Origin of the sequence: Variovorax multivorans (assembly GCF_051216835.1) — a bacterium.
Classification (GTDB): domain Bacteria; phylum Pseudomonadota; class Gammaproteobacteria; order Burkholderiales; family Burkholderiaceae_C; genus Variovorax.
The window spans coordinates 28,764-46,739 of the sequence record NZ_JBPJZL010000004.1 but is presented as its reverse complement, the minus strand read 5'-3'; the positions used below and the strand labels follow the sequence as shown (position 1 = coordinate 46,739).

Here is a 17,976-nt window from a genome sequence, read left to right as displayed (position 1 = left end):
TCAGACTCCCTTTTCTTATTTTTGAACGGCCTCGTTGCACAAGCCCTTGCTCAATCGCTTCACGGAGCAGGGCAGCCCAAAAACCCGAGGTGGTGACGCCCGTGGGATAACCGCATCTGGGATTTGGGGAAGCTCGCGGCGCGCATGATTTATGCGCACACCCAACGTGAATGACACTTTAATCCGGCAATGGCTTGGGTTCTTCATTAATCCGAAACAAGCCGGGGCGGAATAAATTTCTCAATGCAACGCGACGCTCTGAGAAAAGAGAAAAATTATCCACTACGTCGAACACGCTCGGCGTTAGCGTTACCAAAAATCCTTCGCCAATGGGCTCAACGCTGAAGCCGTTTTCTCGAAGCCTTTGCACATCCACTTCAGAAGCATATTTCTCGCCGAAGAAGTTTGCCCAGCAAATGTTGGCGGGGCCTTTCTCATTTAAGGCTACATCTGGAACTCCGTAAATAAAATCGTTTACGCCAAAATTCTCCACAACCTCCGGATGGTATGCCTCTATTCTCGTTTCCAAACTTGTTTCAATATGCATTGTGGCATATTTTGAATTTGTTAATTCGCTAAGCCGAGAGAATAACAAAATCCAGTCAACTTTTTTGTCTGGAGTGGCTGAGAGCGTAATCCATCCTTGCTTCAGGTCGCCAAATTTATTGACTGATGTATGGAAAATGCATCCCAGGCATTTAACGGATTTCAGTCGCCTCCAGAAAAAATTCCACTTAACATGTGATCGCCCCAATGGACCGTCAATGATCGCACTTGGAGCCCAATATTTTTCACAGTCGTCGATATTTTCGACGATCGTCCTAATAGGTTCACTATTTCCTACACGCTCTGGCAACAACCGCACATCGACGTCATATAGCGTTTGCAAGAATTTTTTTCCGAACGCCCATTCCGTTGTATTCAATCTTGCTACCAGGGATATTCTCAGCTTCGGGGTTTGCGACGACGTCATTGCGGCCTTACAGTGATTTGCTTAATAAGTTGCGTTGTGGGGTCAAACGTGTAAATTCGCCCTCCGGCATTACGAATTTCCGTCCACAGTGGCTCCGATATCACTTTATTTGATGGGCTAACTACCAAGCTGTATGGAATCTTATTGTCTGCTGCATATTGAAGCTGTGCCCTAAGTTGCTCACTACTAGTTAGATTTATGACATCCTTGGTCTCCACCAATCCTACTGGTCTACCCGCATTGTCAAAAATCGTCCTGACCGTGCTCCCATCTGGCATAGGAACGGGCACAGCGGTCGTGTTCTTGGGTAAGCCTGTCGCCTCATTGAACGCATTCTGGAATTGCGCCCCATTGAACTGATTTTGCACGGCCTGCGAGCCGGTACCAGGCGCGATGTTCCACGTCACCCCAGTGCTCAGGTCGGATCTGAGCACCGTGATTTGGGTGCCCGTCGCGGGGTCTACCCGGAAGTAGCTGCCGCCACCGGCCCGCTGAAACACCAGCGACCCATCGGCCGCCACGCCGGCCGGCACCAACGACCCTCCGGCTGGCCCCGCAAAGGTGCCATCGGCGTTGGCGGTGTAGCCCTTGGGCAGACTGACGCCACCGCCGTTGGTCATGTCTCCCACGTGCAACGTGCAGCTTCCATTCGCGCATGTCACACAAGGCCCCACGTTGTGCACCCACGTGCTCAGCGTCCCAACGAAGAACGTGTGTCCCGTTTCGACCGTCAGGTTGTACGTCACCCCCCGGGGCGCGTACATCTGAACCGAGCGCACCCTCAGGTGTCGGTGGTTGTCTTGCGATACCAGTTGATCGCCGGCCTGCAGCTTTTCTACCCCCACGAACCCGCGGCTTTCGACGTAGAAGGGGTGACCCGGCGTGACCAGCAGTTCCTCGCTGGTAGTTTGCGACGCGTCGGTTTGCTCCACCGTCAGCCGCAGGATCGGGCGGTCGTCGCGCACGTGAGTGGCCGTCACCGGTGCAAGGAACGCCTCTCCCGCGCCATCTTCCAACCGCGTCCAGACCTTGTCGCCCGGCTTGATGGTCTCGATGGCACGCTCGCCCGATTCGGTGGACACCAGCGTACCCGGCGCAAAGCAGCAAGGCGCCAATCGGGCGGCCGTCGCCTGAGCCTGCGTCACGACACGCCCCTCGGTGACTATGGCAGGCCCTTCCGCCGATGTCACGGCAACCAAGCGTCCCTCGGAATTGAACAATTGCGCCACCCTGCTGCCAGAGGCCACCACGACCTGAGTGACTCCCTCGAACAACCCGTTGACCAGTACTCCGGTGATCGCGCCGGTGCGCGCGTCGACCAGAACCGTGCCGGCGTTGACGTTTCCGCTGTCGATGCCTTGCGTGACTGCTGAGATCAGCCCGCCTGCCACCGCGCCAGTCGTCACAGGGCCCACAACGGTCAGCGGCATGGTGACCATGCCTACCCCCAGGACCGCGAGTCTCTTCGCGAACTCTTGCGATTGCTGGATGCACCCCGCACTCGGGCTTACCAAGTTGCAGCCGGCCGGAACCTTGTTGTAGAGATCGTTGGCGATGGTCAAGAAAGCGGGCGTCTGCAGGCTGAGCACCCGATTGATGTTGCTGTCGCTGCCCAGGGCACCCGTGGCGATGAGGTTGCTCAGGTCGCTGTTGCCGGCTCTGTAGGCGGCCGTCAGTTCAGCACAGTTGTTGGTGGCTTTGCAGTTCAGCAGGGCAAGGTCATTGGCCTGGCTGATGGCACGCATGCTCTCAACGGCGTCCGTGATGCACTTGTCATCTTTTCCGCATTTAGCAATCTTGGCCGCGAGTTCCGCCACGTTCTGATGGGACAGGAAGTTGTTGGCAGCCGCGTTGGCCCCTGCCTGCCCAGCCAGGGCGATCTGGCTCGCATCCGCCCCGGTGAGCGCGGCCGCCAGACCGGCGATCATTGCGGCGAATTGCGTGGTATCGGACTTGACCCCATACGCTTCGGCCGCAAGCTCGCCCACAGCCGCGCCGATGGCCCCTGCACCGCAGCCTGCAGCGTTGTTCGTCCGGGCCGCTCCCACCGCGCACCCTGCAATCGCGTGCGCCACCTTGTTGGTGAACTCGTTGAGCGTGGCGTCGTCGCCCATGCTCATTGTGCCGATGGCATTGGCCGCCTGCGCCGCCACGGTGTCCAGGATGCCGTTCTTCAGCGCATCCGCCAGGTTCCTCTCCAGGCTGCCGCCGTTGATGGCCGTGTTGATCACTGCCCTGGCGGCCGCGGCCTGCAGGTTCTGGCCCAGTTGCGTGAAGAACGGCTGAGAGCCCGCGCCCGCCGTGGGCAAGCCGGTCGGATTCAGGTCCATCGCGCCCAGCACGCCGCCGGTGGCGATGGCCGTCAGCAGGTTCCTCACATTGGCGCTGCTGCCCAGATCGTGCAGAGCCCCAGCGATATCGCCTTGGTTGTTGATCAGTGCGATGGACGCCTGGCTTGCGAGGGCAGTGATACCCGCCGTGACGGCACCGCCCACTGCAGTGGAGATCGTTACCCCTCCGGCAGCAATGAATCCGCCTTCACCAAGAACGGCAACACCGCCACCAGTCGCCGTGGTGGCTGCGGCGTCGCCCACTGCCGCACCTGCTTCTGAGGCTGCCCCTGCTGTGAAGTACGCCACCACCAGCGTCACGATGGCCGCGCCTTCCGGCGTCAGCCCCTGCTTGTCGTAGTCCCAGGTCTTGTGGACTTCCTCGACCTTCTGCCAATCGATCTTGCCGCTGAGCTTCGGGTCGTTGGTCAACTGATCCACCCAACCCATGCCCGGCTGTTTGGAAAGCTCCTCAATGCTGTCCCGAGCACCCAGGCCAGCTTGCACATGGTTCGCCGCAACGGACAGGCTCCCCGCGTTGATCTGGTTGTAGTTCGTCGTCTGGTTGGTGCTTCCGTTGTCCCGGTTGACCTGGTACACCAGATCGCGGCCTTGGCTCGTCGTGCGCGTGGTCGTCTCGGTCGTCTGCGTACCCAAAATCAGGGTGTCGGCGCTCAGGCTCACCTTGCCCGGCGTATTGATGGTCGTACCCGCCAGCGCCAACGTATCGGCGGCGGCGATGTTGACGTTCGCGCCATTGATCGTGGTGCGGGCCAATGTCGTGGTGTCGACCTCTGTGGAGGTAGTCTCCCGCGCCTTGATCCCCTTGCCGACGTCCTTGAGAATCGCGGCGCTGCCGAAGTCGTACCAGGCGCTCTTGCTGCTGGTCGTCCCAGTCACGGATTGCTGGTTTGTCGCCGCCTGAATGATCACATTGCCGCCCAGGATCGAGACATCCTTCGCAGCATCCACCTGGACGCCTTGCATGAAGACGCTATTGTTTCCTTGCAGCAGGACGCCACCGTTGCTGCTGCTGATGGTGCTGGGTGCTGCGGTGTCGGACTTGATCTCTACGCCTGTGGTGGTGGTCTTGCCGGAGGGCAGGATCACTGGTGCGCCGATGGTCGCAAGACCTCCGATGAAGCCGAGGGCACTGACTCCCCGCTTTTGGCGGTCCAGCTCGATGCTGCTGTTGACGGTATTTCGGCCTTCGACGATGTTGAGGTTGCGCTCGGCCACCACGGCAACACCATCCTTGCCGCTGATGCTGGAGCCGATGATGTTGATGTCGTTCTTCGCGCCAAGTGAAACCACGCCGCCGGAGAACTTGCTGCCGACGCTCGTCGAGTTGTCGAAGTCACCCGAGAGCTTGTTGTCAGTGCGACTGAAGGTTTTCTTGTCCGACCACTGCGCGGAGTAGCTGCCGATGACCCGGGCCTCACCCGACTCGATATTGATGTCCCGGTCAGCATGCACGCTCAGCAGGCCCTTGCCTGCGTCTACGGTGGCCTGACGTGCATTGACGTCGCGATCCGCCCTGAGCACGGTGGTGCCATTCGTCGTGATGGTGCTTCCGAACTCCTGCGAGCTGGCCATCGCCATCGACGTGGTGGAACTGGCGCCCATCATGGCCCGGGTCTCGGTCACCGTGCCCAGGTTGATGTCGTTCTTTGCCGTGATCGACGTGAAACTACCAACCCCTTGATTGGAGATGATCCCGCCGATCAGATTCACGTCGTGGCCGGCACTGGCAACCAGCCTGCCGCCCGGGTTCGTCACGTACAGGCCTGCGATGCGGTCCAGGTTGGTGTTGTATCCGTTGGTCTGCGTGGTGCTGCGAACATTGATATCACGCCCTGCATCGATCCTCAGGCTGTCGCGCGCATCGATGGTCCCGCCGATGTTGTTCAGATCCGTTCTGGCATTCAGGGTGACATCGCCACCGCTGATACGGCCGCCAAGGTTGTTGATGTTGTCCGCATCGATCCTGACCAGGGTCCGCCCGGCGATGGTGCCTGTGTTGACGAGGTCGCCGCTGCCTTTGATGTTGATTGCATCGGCGCTGAGCAAGGCCCCGTTGCCGTTGATGTCCCCAGGACGCACACGAACGTAGACCTGCGGCACCAGGACCTGCTGCGTACTCCCATCCGGCAGGGTCACCGTTTGCTCGACCAGCCAGACAATGTCGCTGGTGAGTTGAGCCATTTGCGCCGGCGTCAAGGCGATGCCGGGGCGCAGACCATATTCCTTTGCGAAGGTGGCGCCTGCGTTCATCAGCGCGGCGTACTGCTCTTCGTCGCTGTAGTAACCGTCCAGGTAGCGGTAGCCCGTCAACTGGGCCACCTGCTCACGAATCAGTTTTTGCTCGTAAAAGCCATCACCCAGCCGCTTGAGGATGTTGTTCGGATCAAGGCCCAGGTTGTTCAGGAGGTAGTCGCTGCTGAGCCACTGACGATAGTTGGCGAAGCGCGGGTCCGTCTCGATGAGGTACCGACCGCCGGTGTTCAGGCCGAACAGGCTGGCTTGCGGAACGGTGACATTGGGCATGCTGGTGCGAACCACCATCGGCACTGTCTGGCTTCCGGTGCCGCCAGTCCCGTCAGTGCCGGCCGCTGTGCCTGCGCTTGTCCCACTGGTCTTGACAACGCCATTCACATTGGAGGCGACTTCGACGATGGCACCCTGGCGTCCGCCAGCAGCCACATTGCCCGTGCCACTCGCCGCATTGCCGAACGTCGTATACCCGGCAACGCCCGCGTTGTAGCCCCTGGTGGCGTTCAGATGCTCCTGCGGTTTGTAGTCAGTGAGCGTGTAGGTATCGGTCGTCGTCGTCGGAGGAATGATGATCGGTGCCTCTGGTGGCTTTCCAGGGCGGTTGGGGTTGTAGCCGATCCATATGGCACTCACGGAGGTATCGCGCTTGCCCGGCGTGGCTTGGTTGTCCACATCAGAGGCATTCAGTGCGCCACCGGCCATGATCTGGCTGTCGCGGTTGTAGACATGCCCGTTGAGGGTCATGTCACCACCAGAGACGATGCGTGCCGGATCGGCCGTCCCCGGTACTACGGAATCTTCGGTGACCGTGATATTGGTGACGGCATTGGTCCAGCCTTTGCCGATGACGCTGACAGTGCCATCTTCAGCCTTGTGATAGACCAACCGCGTGCTGGGGTCTCCCCACGTGATGATGTTGCCCTGTGAATCGAAAGGTTCCCAGGATTTCCCATCCATCGTGATGATGCTGGGGACCGATACGGTGCTGCTGTTGGTTGCAACTTTCAGATGTGTATCGACATTGTTGATACTGCCCATGGCGATGGCCATTACACCCAATGATTCGATACTCGCGCTCTCGTTGTTGAGCGTGCCGCCCTTGCCGGTGGCATAGCGCTTGGCATCCAAGGCACCGCCAATGAACATATCGCCGGCGCTGAAGATGAGTGCGTCGTCCCGGTTGTTGATGGTGCCCGCACCGATATCCAAGCTGTTACGAGCAGCTATCGTCCCAGCCTTGGTGACGCCGCTGGCCGTCTCAGCAACGTTGTTGAGCGTGCCCGCCGCGATGGAGATCGCGTTGCCATAGAGGCGACCCGTGCCGATGTTGGTCAGCGTTCCCGCGTTGACCTGCGTGGCTCCCTGGCTGTCGATCAGGCCACGGTTGCTCAGTGTCCCTGCGGCGTTGATGACAGTGTGCGTCCCGGAAATCTCCGCGTTGAGGGTGTTCTCGACATCATTGCCACTGGCCGTGACGGTTCCACCCGCCAGCAGCTTGCCGTTGTTGGTCAGCTTGCCTGTGGTCGCATAGGTCAGATTTCCCCCGGCCTTGACGTCGACGTTGTTCGTCACGTCTTGCGCCAGCGTGATGCTCAGGTCGTTGACGCCAACCGTCGTACCATCGCCACTGAAGCCTTTGGCATCGAGCTCCAGCTTGCCGAATGCGGCAGTCTGAACCTTGCCATCCGTGCCGAGCACGGCGGCCGTACCTGCTACGAGTGTGCCGCCGGTGTTGACGACGTTCAGCGTCTTGGCGGTGGGATTGACACGGCTCGGATCAACGATGGACAGCGTGTTCCCGGCAGAAATCAGGCCATTCGTGTTGGTCAGCGTGCCGCTGCCGGTGATCGTGGTGTTGGCACTGGCCCGAATGGCGCCCGACGTGTTGTCCAGGCTGCCCATCCCCATGACGACATTCTGGCCCTCGATGCCCTGGTTCGCGCCTTGCGTGTCGGTATTGGAGATGCTGCCGGCGTTGAGGGTGGTCGTCGTGGTTGACCGGATCAGGCCACCGGTATTGGTGATGCTGCCAGCGCCGATGCCCAGATCACCAACAGCCAGCGTCTGGCCGCTGCTGTTGTCATAGCTCGCGCCATTGGTGTTGATCGCCACGGTGGACTGGCCAAGCACCGTGCCCTTGTTTGTGTTGTCGAAGGCCTGTGTGTTGGCAGTCAGAGCGTTCTTCGCGCCAATGAACCCGGCCGCGTTGCTGACTGTCCCGGCCTTCAAATCGAGCGTGTCGGCGCTGGTGATGCCACCTTGCTGGTTGCTGTAATTGGCCGCATTGATGTTGGTCAGGGCCTTGCCATTCGTGTCGATGGTCATGGCGCCACCGCTTTGCACCAGGCCGGCGTCGTTGGTCAGAGCGCCTGAGCTGATGGCCACCGTGGTGGTTGCTGCCAATGTGCCGTTCGCACTGTTGTCCAAGACGTTCTTGTGCGTGTCGATGCTCAAGCTGTTGCCGAAGACCTTGCCGCCTTGGTTGACCAGGCCACCGTTGCTCAAGGTGGTGATGCCGCCTGCCTGGAGGGTGCCACCAGTATTGGTCGTCGTGCCCGTCGTCGTGACCGTCAGATTGCCGTTGACAGCGGCCGTCGTCCCCGCGCTGTTGTCCAGGCTGGAGGCAGTGATCGCGGTGTTGCCATTGGCCGCGAGGGTACCGCCTGCGTTCGTGGCCGTGCCGGCGATGGCGACGTTGAGATCGCCGACTGCGGTCACACTGCCGGCGTTGTTGTTGAGACTACTTGCCTCAATGGTGGTGTTGCCGCCCGCGCCGATCACACCCTTGTTGCTGTTGTCGAGCAGGCCGCCCACGTTCAGGGCGAGGCTGGACGTTTCCGCAGCGCGGATGGAACCGCCTTGGTTCAACAAACTGCCGGCTGCGAAGGTCGTGTTGCCATTGCTGGCAATGACACCCGCATTGCTGTTGTCCAATGCACCAACGACGGTGATGCGCGTGGCATCGGCGCCGGTCTGGACTATCCGGCCACCGCGACTGCTCAAGGAGCCGGCGTCGATGGTGATTTGCTTGGCACCGGTTGCGGCTTTGTCACCGTCCTGGTTGAAGGCCCCTGACATGGCGACGACCAACGCGTTGTTCGTCGTGATCTGGCCGTTGGCACCATTGAAGCTGCCGCCTGCGATGGTCAGCGTGCCGGTGCCGGCATGCTCGATCTTGCCCCCGTTGCTGGTGATGGCCGTGGCCTGCAGTGTGAGATCTTGTCCGTTGCTGGCGATGCGGCTGCCGTCATTGTTCAGCGTGCCGCTGGTGGCGATGGTCGTCGCGCCCGTACCGGTTTGCACGATCTCGGCATTGTTCGTGTTCGCAAGATTCGAGACATTGATCTGCAACTGCCTTGCATTGAGCTGGCCAGCGTCATTGACGAGGGTTTGCGCGGCGTTGCTGTTGGCGGTGATCGCCAGAGTGTCGGGGGCAACCACTGTGGCCTTGCTGGTGGTGACATTGCCCTGTGTGGCTGTGACCGCGATGTTGGCTGCGCTGGTCTGGCTGGCCGAGAGATCGACGCTCGCGCCTTGCAGAGTGGTACTGCCGGCCGCGAGATTCGTGCCGTTGGCGACCAGTGCGCCGGTGGTGGTCACGCGCAGGTCGCCAGCCCCGCCAAGCTTGCCGTCGTTCTGGATGCCCGCACCGAGCACGCTGGGCGTCCCGCTTTGCACGCTGCCGGCGGTGATCGTGGCGTTGCGGCCTGCCGTGATGCTGCCGTCGCTGGTGAGTGCACTGCCAACCGCGATGTTGGCATCGTTGCCACCGCGCAGGCTGCCACCGTTGGCAAGCGAGCCGACCTGGATGCCCAGGTCGGTGGCCGCGTTGATGCTGCCGCCGCTGCCATTGGTCAAGGCGTTGGTCACCCCGAGCTGCACGCCGGCCTGTGCGGACTGAACGCTGCCGTTGGTGTTCTCCAGCGAGCTGGTGTTCAGCGTCAGCCCTTGATTGGAAGCCAGGGTGCCGGCGCTGTTTGTAGTCGCTCCGGTGACGTTAGCGCTCAGTGCACCCGTCGCCGAGATCGTGCCCCGCGTGTTCTCGACCTTGCCGCCTACCGTGAGGTTGGCATCGGTGGCGCTCGTGAGCATGCCATCTGTATTGATCAGGTCGCCGCTGGTGGCGATGTTCAGACTGCCTGCGTTGAGCTTGCCGCCCGTGTTGTCGAAGCGCTCCACGTTGGCGCTGAAGCCGTTGCTGACGTTCAGCGTTCCGCCATGGTTGTCGAACGTGGGCTGATTGACCGCCATGCTCGCGACGCTGAGCGTGCCGCCGTTGTTGTTGATGTTGGCGCTTTGCAGCGTGATCGGACCACCGGCGTAGATCTTGCCGCCGTCGTTCAGGATGGCACCGGTCGCGGTGATGGTGCCGGGCGATGGCGGTACATACGCCGCAGGAGCGGTCGTGCCACCGGTACCCGAACCCGTGCTGGAACCACCGCTGGCCGTGGACGTGCTCGCAGTGCCGCCCGCGCTCGTGCGGCCACCGGCCCCAATAGAGCCGCCCGTACCCGCCGTCGAGACCGGCGCGGGTTCGAGTCCAATCACGCCGCCATTGGTATTGCTCAACGCCGGTGCCGAGATATCCAGCGACGCGCTGCTCGTCTGGCGGATCGTCCCCCCGCGGTTGTCGATGTCACCCGCAGTACTGGCAAGCTGCACGCTCTGGCCTTCCAGCGTGCCGGTGTTCTCCAACCGCCCCGATGCCGTAACAACCAGGCTCCCAGCGCTCGCACCAATGCTGCCGGCATTGCGCACCCCGAGGCCAGCCTCTGTCCCGATCAGCGAAATCTTGTTCGCATACATGCCCCCCAACGCCGCAACGTCGAGCGCAAAGGTCGGAACAGCACCAGTGCCTGACGTCGGCGTGATCTGGCTGTGATCAGCGCTGATCTCGTTCGCACCAGTCACCACCTTGAGTTCACTCGCCCAGATACCCGCATTGACTTGCACGGCACGCGCCAGGATGGCCGCATAGTCGGTCTTGCTCATATCGAGCCCCGCGCCATCGATGGTGACGGTGCCGCCACGAACCAGGAAGCTGTCGAGCCCCCCAATCGCGTTGAACTGCGGCGTCCCCGTGGTGAGCGTGGCCCGTGAGGCGTTGATAAAGCCGCCTCCGTCCACGCTGATGCCGGCCGGGTTCGCAATGATCACTTCTGCTCGCTGGCCACCCACTTCGATGTACCCGCGAAGCTGACTCGGCGAGCCGCCATTGACCTCGTTCAGGATGATGCGCGCCGGGCCTGTTGCCAGGAACGGATTGCCTTGCACGAACCCGCCCAGTTGGGTCTGCACATTCACCCGGCTGTTGTTCAGGATGGCGCCGTTCGCGCCCACGTTGAACTGGTTGTAGACGTTGCGCGAAACGCCTGCGGCCGAAGGCGTCTGGATGTTGACCAGCGGCACGCCATTGGGCGCCACCAGCACCGTCGGGCGAAGATTGCCCGGCACATTGGGCGCGCCGACGATCTGTGCATGTGCCGACGTTGCCATCAGGACGCCGGCGATGGCCATGGCGCCCGCTGCGGTCGTCGCCTTGCTCGCACCCTTGCCGGTACTGGCGGCCGTTTCCTGGACCACCATACGCATACCTCTGGCCGCATTGAAAACAACGCGGTGCAAGTGCCGATTCATGTTTAGCGCTCCCTGAAATCTTTGTTAATCCGCAACACATTTGTGTCCAGACACGCGTTGCAGGGGCGCGATTATGGGATAGCGTTACATCTCAGCAAGGCATTTAGTCACGCTTTGTAAGATTACGTCGAAGGTTTTTCGATCGATGTAATGCATATGAATTACTTGGCTGCGCCGCCACCGCATGCCAGCGAAATTGCGCCCGGATGCCCGGCGTTTGCCCCGCCTTCGCGCAACAGCCGTCGCCGCTGACCTACAGACAAGACTCCCTCGCAGAGCCAGGGTGAAACCCATGACACACCCCATCGAACTCACCATCGAAGAACCGCTGCCGGGCGCCTTTGTCTGGCAGCTGCTCGAAACCGACGACAAGGGCACGCACCCGCGCGTGCTGCGCAAAGCGTATGACGCTGTGGAGAGCTATGAACTGGCGCTATCCGCGGGCCAGCGCGCGCTGCAAAGCGAGATCCGTCACCGCGCGCCTGCCGGGCACGGTTGATTGATCGAATCGCTCACGGCGCCGTCAAGCCTTGCCGGCTCAGGCGTGCAGCGCGAAGTCGTCGATCGTGAGCGTGATGGACGACCGATGCGGCCCGGCTTGGTAGCGCGCAACAGCCACGGGCTCTATGACGTGAAAGTGCTGCCTGCATGTCTCCAGCAGGTGGTCGCCGACTTCGCGGGCGCCGAATTCGTCGTGCAGGGTTTCTTCAGAAATCTGCGCGACGACACGGGGGCCACCGGGGCCTTCGGGGTAGAAGGCAAATCGCACGCTCGCGGTGTCGAAGCAATAGATGCCTTCGAAGTTCATCTCTCTTGTCTCCTTGTGAAGCGCGGCGATTGGGCGCGCGCGCAGCAGCGGCAAAGAGTAGAAAAATTCGCATGCGCGTGCAGGAAATATCCTACAGACAACAAGGAGAGAACTTGTATCCGGAAACGGTTTCGGCTTCCATTGCGCAGCGCCGATCCGGCGAAGATCGGAGCTTCCAGATTTCCTGTTCCCGGAGCCTTTCCGGAGCACCCGACTCGATGACCGAAACGATCACGCGCCCTGCCCGGCTCCGCCGCCGCGCAGCCGCATCCGGCCTCGCCGCCGCGCTGCTTTTGTTGGGAGCCTGTAGCGGCCCCACCGAAGCCCAGCGCCTGGCAACCGCCAGCACGCCGCCGCCCACCGACTGCACCGCCTGGGTCGGCACCGACCGCAACGCCATGATGGGCGGCTACCTGCTGCCGCAGGGCCAGAAGAACAGCAAAGGCACCGGCGCCAAGGTCTGCGTGCCGGTGCTGATGACGGCCAACCCTACGCCTTCCGGCTATGCGGGCGGCGACTATCACATCGCCGAGTTCACCGACGACAAGCTCAAGGCCCGTTGGCGCACCTGCAAGGAAGACCCGGCATGCTTCAAGCGCATCGACGCGCAGATGCAGCGCTGGCTGCCGCCCAACAAGGAGCGCGCCACGCGCTCGACCGGCGTGGTCGACCCCTCCGGCAAGATCGATCCGGACGGCCAGGTCGACCTGAAGCAGATCCGCCGGCCCGCCTTCTTCGCCAAGGCGCCGTACCGCGAAAGCATCGCCGAGGCCGACGCCCGCACCTACGTGGTCGAGTTCACCGCGCCGCGCGACACCTTCGAGCGCATCGACCTGAAGATGACCGGCAACATCAAGCTGCGCGGCTGGTACATCGAGGGCGCGGGCGTGGACGGCGGCAAGGGCAAGAAAGTGCGTGCGCTGGTCATCATGGCGCCGGGCGGCGGCGGGCAACTCACGGCCATCCAGCACCCTGATGAGGCGTCGTACCGCGTCGACGAGAAGACCGGCAAGACCGTTCCCATCAACTTTCCCAACGCGACCACCGAGACCATGGGCCAGCGCTGGTGGCGCGAGAACCTGTATGCGCTCAACCAAGCCGGCTTCGACGTACTGGCCTACGATCGGCGCGGTGAAGGGTTGTCGGGCGGTTTCAGCGACACCAACACGCTGGAGCAAGGCGAAGACGTGTTCCGCGCGCTCACGGCGCTGGAAACCGGGCGCGGGCTGCGCATCCTCACGCCAAAGGGCGAAGTGCTCGAAGGCGAAGCCACCCGGGGCAAGCTGCTCGCTGGCATGCCATCGAGCGAGATTCCGCTGGTGCTCGGCGGCTACTCGCGCGGCTCGATGTCCACCGCCTGGGCCATGACGAGGAACTACGTGGCCCAGTGCAGCTTCGACATGCCCGAGCCCAACTGCACGCCGCCCAAGGGGCTGCGGAACATCCGCGGCGCGATATTGCTGTCGTCGTTCGCCAGCGGCGCGGGCTACGTGGGCGACTCGCCTGATCTGGCCGACCGCAATCTGTTCCTGGGCGGCATGGCGGCCGATCACCACATCGTGTTCTATCCGAACTCGTCCACGCTCGCAGGCATGGACCGCTGGCCCGCCGCCTTCTTCGGCAAGGGCCTGTGGGACCGCGCGGAAACGCTCGAAGGCACCGTGGCCGCCTACAACCGCATCCGCGGCGTGAAAGAGATCGTGCTGGCGCGCGGGCCGCACTCCATCGAAACCTGGCCCGCGTCCGACCAGGCCTATCTGCGCGAGCGCATGGTGGTGTTCGCGAAGGCGCTGATCGTCGGCGGGCGCACCATCCCGGGCGCGCGGCCGTGGAAGGACTTCAAGTCGCTGGTGGCGACCACGCCCGACTCGTGGGAGCCGTCGTCGCGGCCGAAGCCGCCCTGAGCGACGAGCCGATCAGTACTTGCGCGGGTTGTCCGGCCGACGGTCATAGCGATCGGGCACGCCGTCGCCATCGCTGTCGCGGTTGCGTTCATAGCGGTCAGGAATGCCGTTGTGGTCGCGGTCACGATTGCGGCGGTGGTTGTCGTGGCCGCAGCCGGCCGCAAGGCTGGCGACTGCAAGCAGAAGAATGAGGTGCTTCAAGCTGTGTTCCCCGTGCTATCGGTGTAGTTCTTGGGAGCAACAGTGTCCGGGCGGCTGCTGAAGAATCGCTGAGCCTCTGCTGAAGGCTTCATGAACGCCGGGCTCTGAAACGATGGCCCGGCGGCCTTCCGGTGCCCGGGTTGAAAACCTCCGGCACGCCGCCATTTCCTCTGGGATCTGGCGACTGAAAAGAGGTGCTCCATGGGCGCGCGCGACGAATTCATTCTTGACTCCTACTCGGCCACCGTCACGCAGGTGGCGCACACCGCCAGCGCGGCGGTCGCCCACATCAAGGTCCGAAAACAGGCACAGCGCGGCGGCGCGGGCCGCCAGGGCAGCGGCTCGGGCTTTCTCTTCACGCCCGATGGCTTCACGCTCACCAATGCCCATGTGGTCGAGGGCGCAAACGAGTTGCGCGCCGCATTCGCCGACGGCACCGAAAGCGTCGCGCGCCTGGTCGGGCTGGACGCCTCGACCGACATCGCGGTGCTGCGCATCGAGTCGCACCCGAGCACCTTCCTGCCACTGGGCAGTTCAGCCGCCCTGCAACCCGGCCAGCTGGCCGTGGCGGTCGGCAACCCACTGGGATTCGACTTCACCGTGACCGCCGGCATCGTGAGCGCGCTGGGCCGCAGCCTGCCCGCGCGGAGCGGCCGGATGATCGAGGACGTGATCCAGACCGACGTGGCCCTCAACCCCGGCAACTCGGGCGGCCCGCTGCTCGACAGCGCGGCGCAGGTCATCGGCGTGAACACGGCGGTGATCCCTTCGGCGCAAGGCCTGAGCTTCGCGGTGGCCATCGACACCGCACGCTGGGTGGCCGGCGAGCTGATGCGTCATGGCGCGGTGCGCCGCGGCAAGCTGGGCGTGCAATGCGCGGCCGTGGCATTGCCCAGGCGCTGGGTGCGCGAGAACGAATGGCCCGTGGCCACCGGGGTGCGCGTGGTCGAGGTGGTGGCGGGCTCGGCCGCCGCGCGCGACGGGCTGCGCAGCGGCGACATCCTCATTGGCTGCGACGGAGTGCCGCTGGCCCAGCTGTCCGACCTGCTCAAGCGGCTTGCAGGCGAAGGCTATGGGCGCCCGCTGCTGCTCAAGCTCCTGCGGCCCGTGGCCGGGACGCTCACGCCGTTTTACCTGACGGTAACGCCGGCAGGCTGACCCCCTCGCCCCCCTCTTGCCGGCGCAACGACAATAGGCGCCTGCAGTGAAGCACCTGTCCAGGAGAAAACCTTGTCCACCGTCACCATCACCCCTCAAGTCAACGCCAGCAACGAAGCCCCCTTCGTCCTCTTCGGCGGCGTCAACGTTCTCGAATCGAAGGACCTCGCCCTGCGCAGCGCCGAGGAGTACGTGCGCGTCACGCAGAAACTGGGCATTCCCTACGTCTTCAAGGGCAGCTTCGACAAGGCCAACCGCTCCTCCATCCACTCCTACCGCGGTCCCGGCCTGGACGAAGGCCTGAAGATCCTGCAGGCCGTGAAAGACGCTTTCGGCGTGCCCGTGCTGACCGACGTGCACGAAACCGCGCAGGCCGCCCCGGTCGCGGAAGTGGTCGACGTGCTCCAGCTGCCCGCCTTTCTCGCGCGCCAGACCGATCTCGTCGTGGCGCTGGCCAGGACGGGCCGCATCATCAACATCAAGAAGCCGCAGTTCCTCAGCCCGTCGCAGATGCTCAACATCGTCGAGAAGTTCAAGGAAGCCGGCAACGACAAGCTCATTCTGTGCGACCGCGGCACCTGCTTCGGCTACGACAACCTCGTGGTCGACATGCTGGGCTTCGGCGTGATGAAGAAGGTGACGCAGAACCTGCCCATCATCTTCGACGTGACCCATGCGCTGCAGCAGCGCGAAGCCGGCGCCGCCGCATCGGGCGGCCGCCGCGAGCAGGTGGCCGACCTGGCACGCGCCGGCATGGCCGTCGGCCTGGCCGGCCTCTTCCTCGAAGCCCATCCTGATCCGGCACAGGCCAAGTGCGACGGCCCGAGCGCGCTGCCGCTGGACAAGCTGGAGCCGTTCCTGACGCAGATCAAGGCGCTGGACGATCTGGTGAAGTCGTTCGCGCCGCTGAAGATCTGAAGCAGGGGCCCGAGGGCCCGGCGCGGCTCCATCTGTGGGCCATTTACTAAAGTTTTCATTTGGACTGCCGATATCCAGCCATTCCCCTGGATTCCGGAGTCCGAACATGTTTCTGAGCAACGTCTCAATTGGCAAACGCCTGGCCATCGTGCTGGGCCTCATCCTGGCGCTCTTTCTCGCCACCAGCGTCGCCGCGGTGTGGAAGCTGCAGCAGCTCAGCCAGGAGATCGACACCATGATCGAGGACAACGTCAAGACCGAGCGTGCCGGCTCCGACTGGCTGCGCCACACCACCTCGGGCGTGCAGCGGGCGGCGGCCATCGCCAAAAGCAGCGACGCCAGCCTGATCGACTACTTCGCGCCGGCCACAGCCAAGTCGATCAAGGACACCAACGAGCTGCAGAAGTTCATCGAAGGCAAGCTGGTCAAGCCCGAAGAGCGCGAGCTGCTCGAGAAGGTCGGCAACCTGCGCAAGGCCTACCTCGCCTCACGCGAGGAGGTGAGCAAGTTCAAGCTGAAGGGCGACCTCGAAGGCGCCAACCGCATCTTCGACTCCCAGTTCCAGCCCACATCGGTCAGCTACATCGCGGGCGTGCAGCAGGTGGTGGACATGCAGCGCGAGCAGCTCGATGCCGCCGCCGCCCGCGCCAACAATCTGCGCGCACAGACCAGCACGCTGCTGATCGTGTGTTCCGCCGTGAGCCTGGTGCTCGGCACCCTGCTGGCCTGGCTGCTGGCACGCAGCATCACGCGCCCGCTGCGCAGCGCCGAAACCATCGCACAGTCGATCGCCGAGATGGACCTCACGGGCGCAGTCCAGCCCAGCTATGCCAAGGACGAAACCGGCCACCTGCTGCGCGCTCTCGACCAGATGCGCACCGCCTTGCAGGGCTCGCTGACGCAGGTGCATGGCGTGGTGATGAACGTATCCACGGCCAGCTCGCAGATCGCCACGGGCAACCAGGACCTGTCGTCGCGCACCGAAGAGCAGGCCAGCTCGCTGGAGCAGACGGCCGCCTCCCTCGAGGAGCTGACCTCCACCGTGAAGCAGAACGCGGACAACGCGCGCCAGGCCAACCAGCTGGCCACCTCTGCCTCGGAAGTGGCTGTGAAGGGCGGCAGCGTCGTGTTCCAGGTGGTGGAGACGATGGGCTCGATCAATGCGTCGTCGAAGAAGATCGTGGACATCATCAGCGTGATCGACGGCATCGCGTTCCAGACCAACATCCTGGCGCTCAACGCGGCCGTCGAGGCGGCGCGCGCGGGCGACCAGGGGCGTGGCTTTGCGGTGGTCGCCTCCGAAGTGCGCAGCCTGGCGCAGCGTTCGGCCGCAGCGGCCAAGGAAATCAAGACACTGATCGGTGACTCCGTCGACAAGGTCGAGGAAGGCAGCCGGCAGGTGGCCGATGCCGGCCGCACCATGAAAGAGATCGTCGGCAGCGTGAAGCGCGTGACGGACATCATGGGCGAGATCAGCGCGGCAAGCCAGGAGCAGACCTCGGGCATCGAGCAGATCAACCAGGCCGTCACGCAGATGGACCAGGCGACACAGCAGAACGCGGCTCTGGTCGAAGAAGCCTCGGCTGCAGCCCAATCGCTGCAGGAGCAGGCAGGGAGCCTGTCGCGGATCGTCGGCAGGTTCAAGCTGGAGCGGCAGCACACTGCTGCATCCGCGACCACATCGGTCAGTGCCTTGGGCACCTACGCACCCAACGCGCCACGCGCCTACCAGGAGCTGATCGCGTCCCACTAGCCGGAAGAAGCCGACAAAGG

9 protein-coding genes are annotated in these 17,976 nt (G+C 63.0%); 5 read left to right on the top strand and 4 right to left on the bottom strand.

What is annotated here, in order from left to right:
• Positions 1-178 precede the first annotated feature (178 nt).
• Together ACSFCA_RS10485 and ACSFCA_RS10480 are read right to left on the bottom strand one after the other, a co-directional pair.
• Entirely contained in the window at positions 179-973 is a 795-nt protein-coding gene (locus tag ACSFCA_RS10485) for a hypothetical protein (protein WP_435459468.1), read from the bottom strand.
• Positions 970-11,214 carry a two-partner secretion domain-containing protein gene (locus ACSFCA_RS10480; protein ID WP_435459467.1) on the bottom strand — a complete coding sequence of 3,415 codons (10,245 nt, stop codon included), beginning with the start codon at positions 11,212-11,214 and terminating at the stop codon, positions 970-972. Before ACSFCA_RS10480 ends, ACSFCA_RS10485 begins: the two co-directional genes overlap by 4 nt.
• Positions 11,215-11,506: 292 nt before the next feature.
• Between ACSFCA_RS10480 and ACSFCA_RS10475 the strand changes: the two genes are divergently transcribed.
• Positions 11,507-11,713, top strand: coding sequence for a hypothetical protein (locus tag ACSFCA_RS10475; protein WP_093052689.1), 207 nt, complete (start codon positions 11,507-11,509; stop codon positions 11,711-11,713).
• A 39-nt stretch (positions 11,714-11,752) separates the two neighbouring features.
• Here the strand turns inward: ACSFCA_RS10475 and ACSFCA_RS10470 are convergent, their stop codons facing one another.
• The gene (locus ACSFCA_RS10470) at positions 11,753-12,022 is read right to left on the bottom strand and encodes a hypothetical protein (protein ID WP_435459466.1); all 270 of its coding nucleotides are present in this window, start codon (positions 12,020-12,022) and stop codon (positions 11,753-11,755) included.
• Between the two features lie 218 nt (positions 12,023-12,240).
• On the opposite strand from ACSFCA_RS10470, the gene ACSFCA_RS10465 reads away from it, so the two are divergent.
• Complete coding sequence (locus ACSFCA_RS10465) at positions 12,241-13,926, top strand: alpha/beta fold hydrolase (RefSeq protein WP_435459465.1); 1,686 nt, start codon at positions 12,241-12,243, stop codon at positions 13,924-13,926.
• Positions 13,927-13,938: 12 nt separating this feature from the next.
• Here ACSFCA_RS10465 and ACSFCA_RS10460 read toward each other — a convergent pair whose 3' ends face one another.
• Positions 13,939-14,127 carry a hypothetical protein gene (locus ACSFCA_RS10460; protein ID WP_093052698.1) on the bottom strand — a complete coding sequence of 63 codons (189 nt, stop codon included), beginning with the start codon at positions 14,125-14,127 and terminating at the stop codon, positions 13,939-13,941.
• A 201-nt stretch (positions 14,128-14,328) separates the two neighbouring features.
• On the opposite strand from ACSFCA_RS10460, the gene ACSFCA_RS10455 reads away from it, so the two are divergent.
• From ACSFCA_RS10455 to ACSFCA_RS10445, 3 genes are all read left to right on the top strand, one after another.
• On the top strand, positions 14,329-15,285 hold the full coding sequence (locus ACSFCA_RS10455) for a S1C family serine protease (protein WP_435459464.1): 957 nt from the start codon (positions 14,329-14,331) through the stop codon (positions 15,283-15,285).
• Between the two features lie 72 nt (positions 15,286-15,357).
• Complete coding sequence (gene kdsA, locus ACSFCA_RS10450) at positions 15,358-16,203, top strand: 3-deoxy-8-phosphooctulonate synthase (protein ID WP_435459463.1); 846 nt, start codon at positions 15,358-15,360, stop codon at positions 16,201-16,203.
• 106 nt (positions 16,204-16,309) lie between these two features.
• Positions 16,310-17,956: a methyl-accepting chemotaxis protein gene (locus ACSFCA_RS10445; protein WP_435459462.1), complete on the top strand. Its 1,647-nt coding sequence runs from the start codon at positions 16,310-16,312 to the stop codon at positions 17,954-17,956.
• Positions 17,957-17,976 lie beyond the last annotated feature (20 nt).

Bases quoted from the DNA above. Each gene is read 5' to 3' on its own strand.
- ACSFCA_RS10455 (WP_435459464.1), top strand. From the start codon at position 14,329: ATGGGCGCGCGCGACGAATTCATTCTTGACTCCTACTCGGCCACCGTC.
- ACSFCA_RS10445 (WP_435459462.1), top strand. From the start codon at position 16,310: ATGTTTCTGAGCAACGTCTCAATTGGCAAACGCCTGGCCATCGTGCTG.
- ACSFCA_RS10480 (WP_435459467.1), bottom strand. From the start codon at position 11,214: ATGAATCGGCACTTGCACCGCGTTGTTTTCAATGCGGCCAGAGGTATG.
- ACSFCA_RS10485 (WP_435459468.1), bottom strand. From the start codon at position 973: ATGACGTCGTCGCAAACCCCGAAGCTGAGAATATCCCTGGTAGCAAGA.
- ACSFCA_RS10475 (WP_093052689.1), top strand. From the start codon at position 11,507: ATGACACACCCCATCGAACTCACCATCGAAGAACCGCTGCCGGGCGCC.
- ACSFCA_RS10470 (WP_435459466.1), bottom strand. From the start codon at position 12,022: ATGAACTTCGAAGGCATCTATTGCTTCGACACCGCGAGCGTGCGATTT.
- ACSFCA_RS10465 (WP_435459465.1), top strand. From the start codon at position 12,241: ATGACCGAAACGATCACGCGCCCTGCCCGGCTCCGCCGCCGCGCAGCC.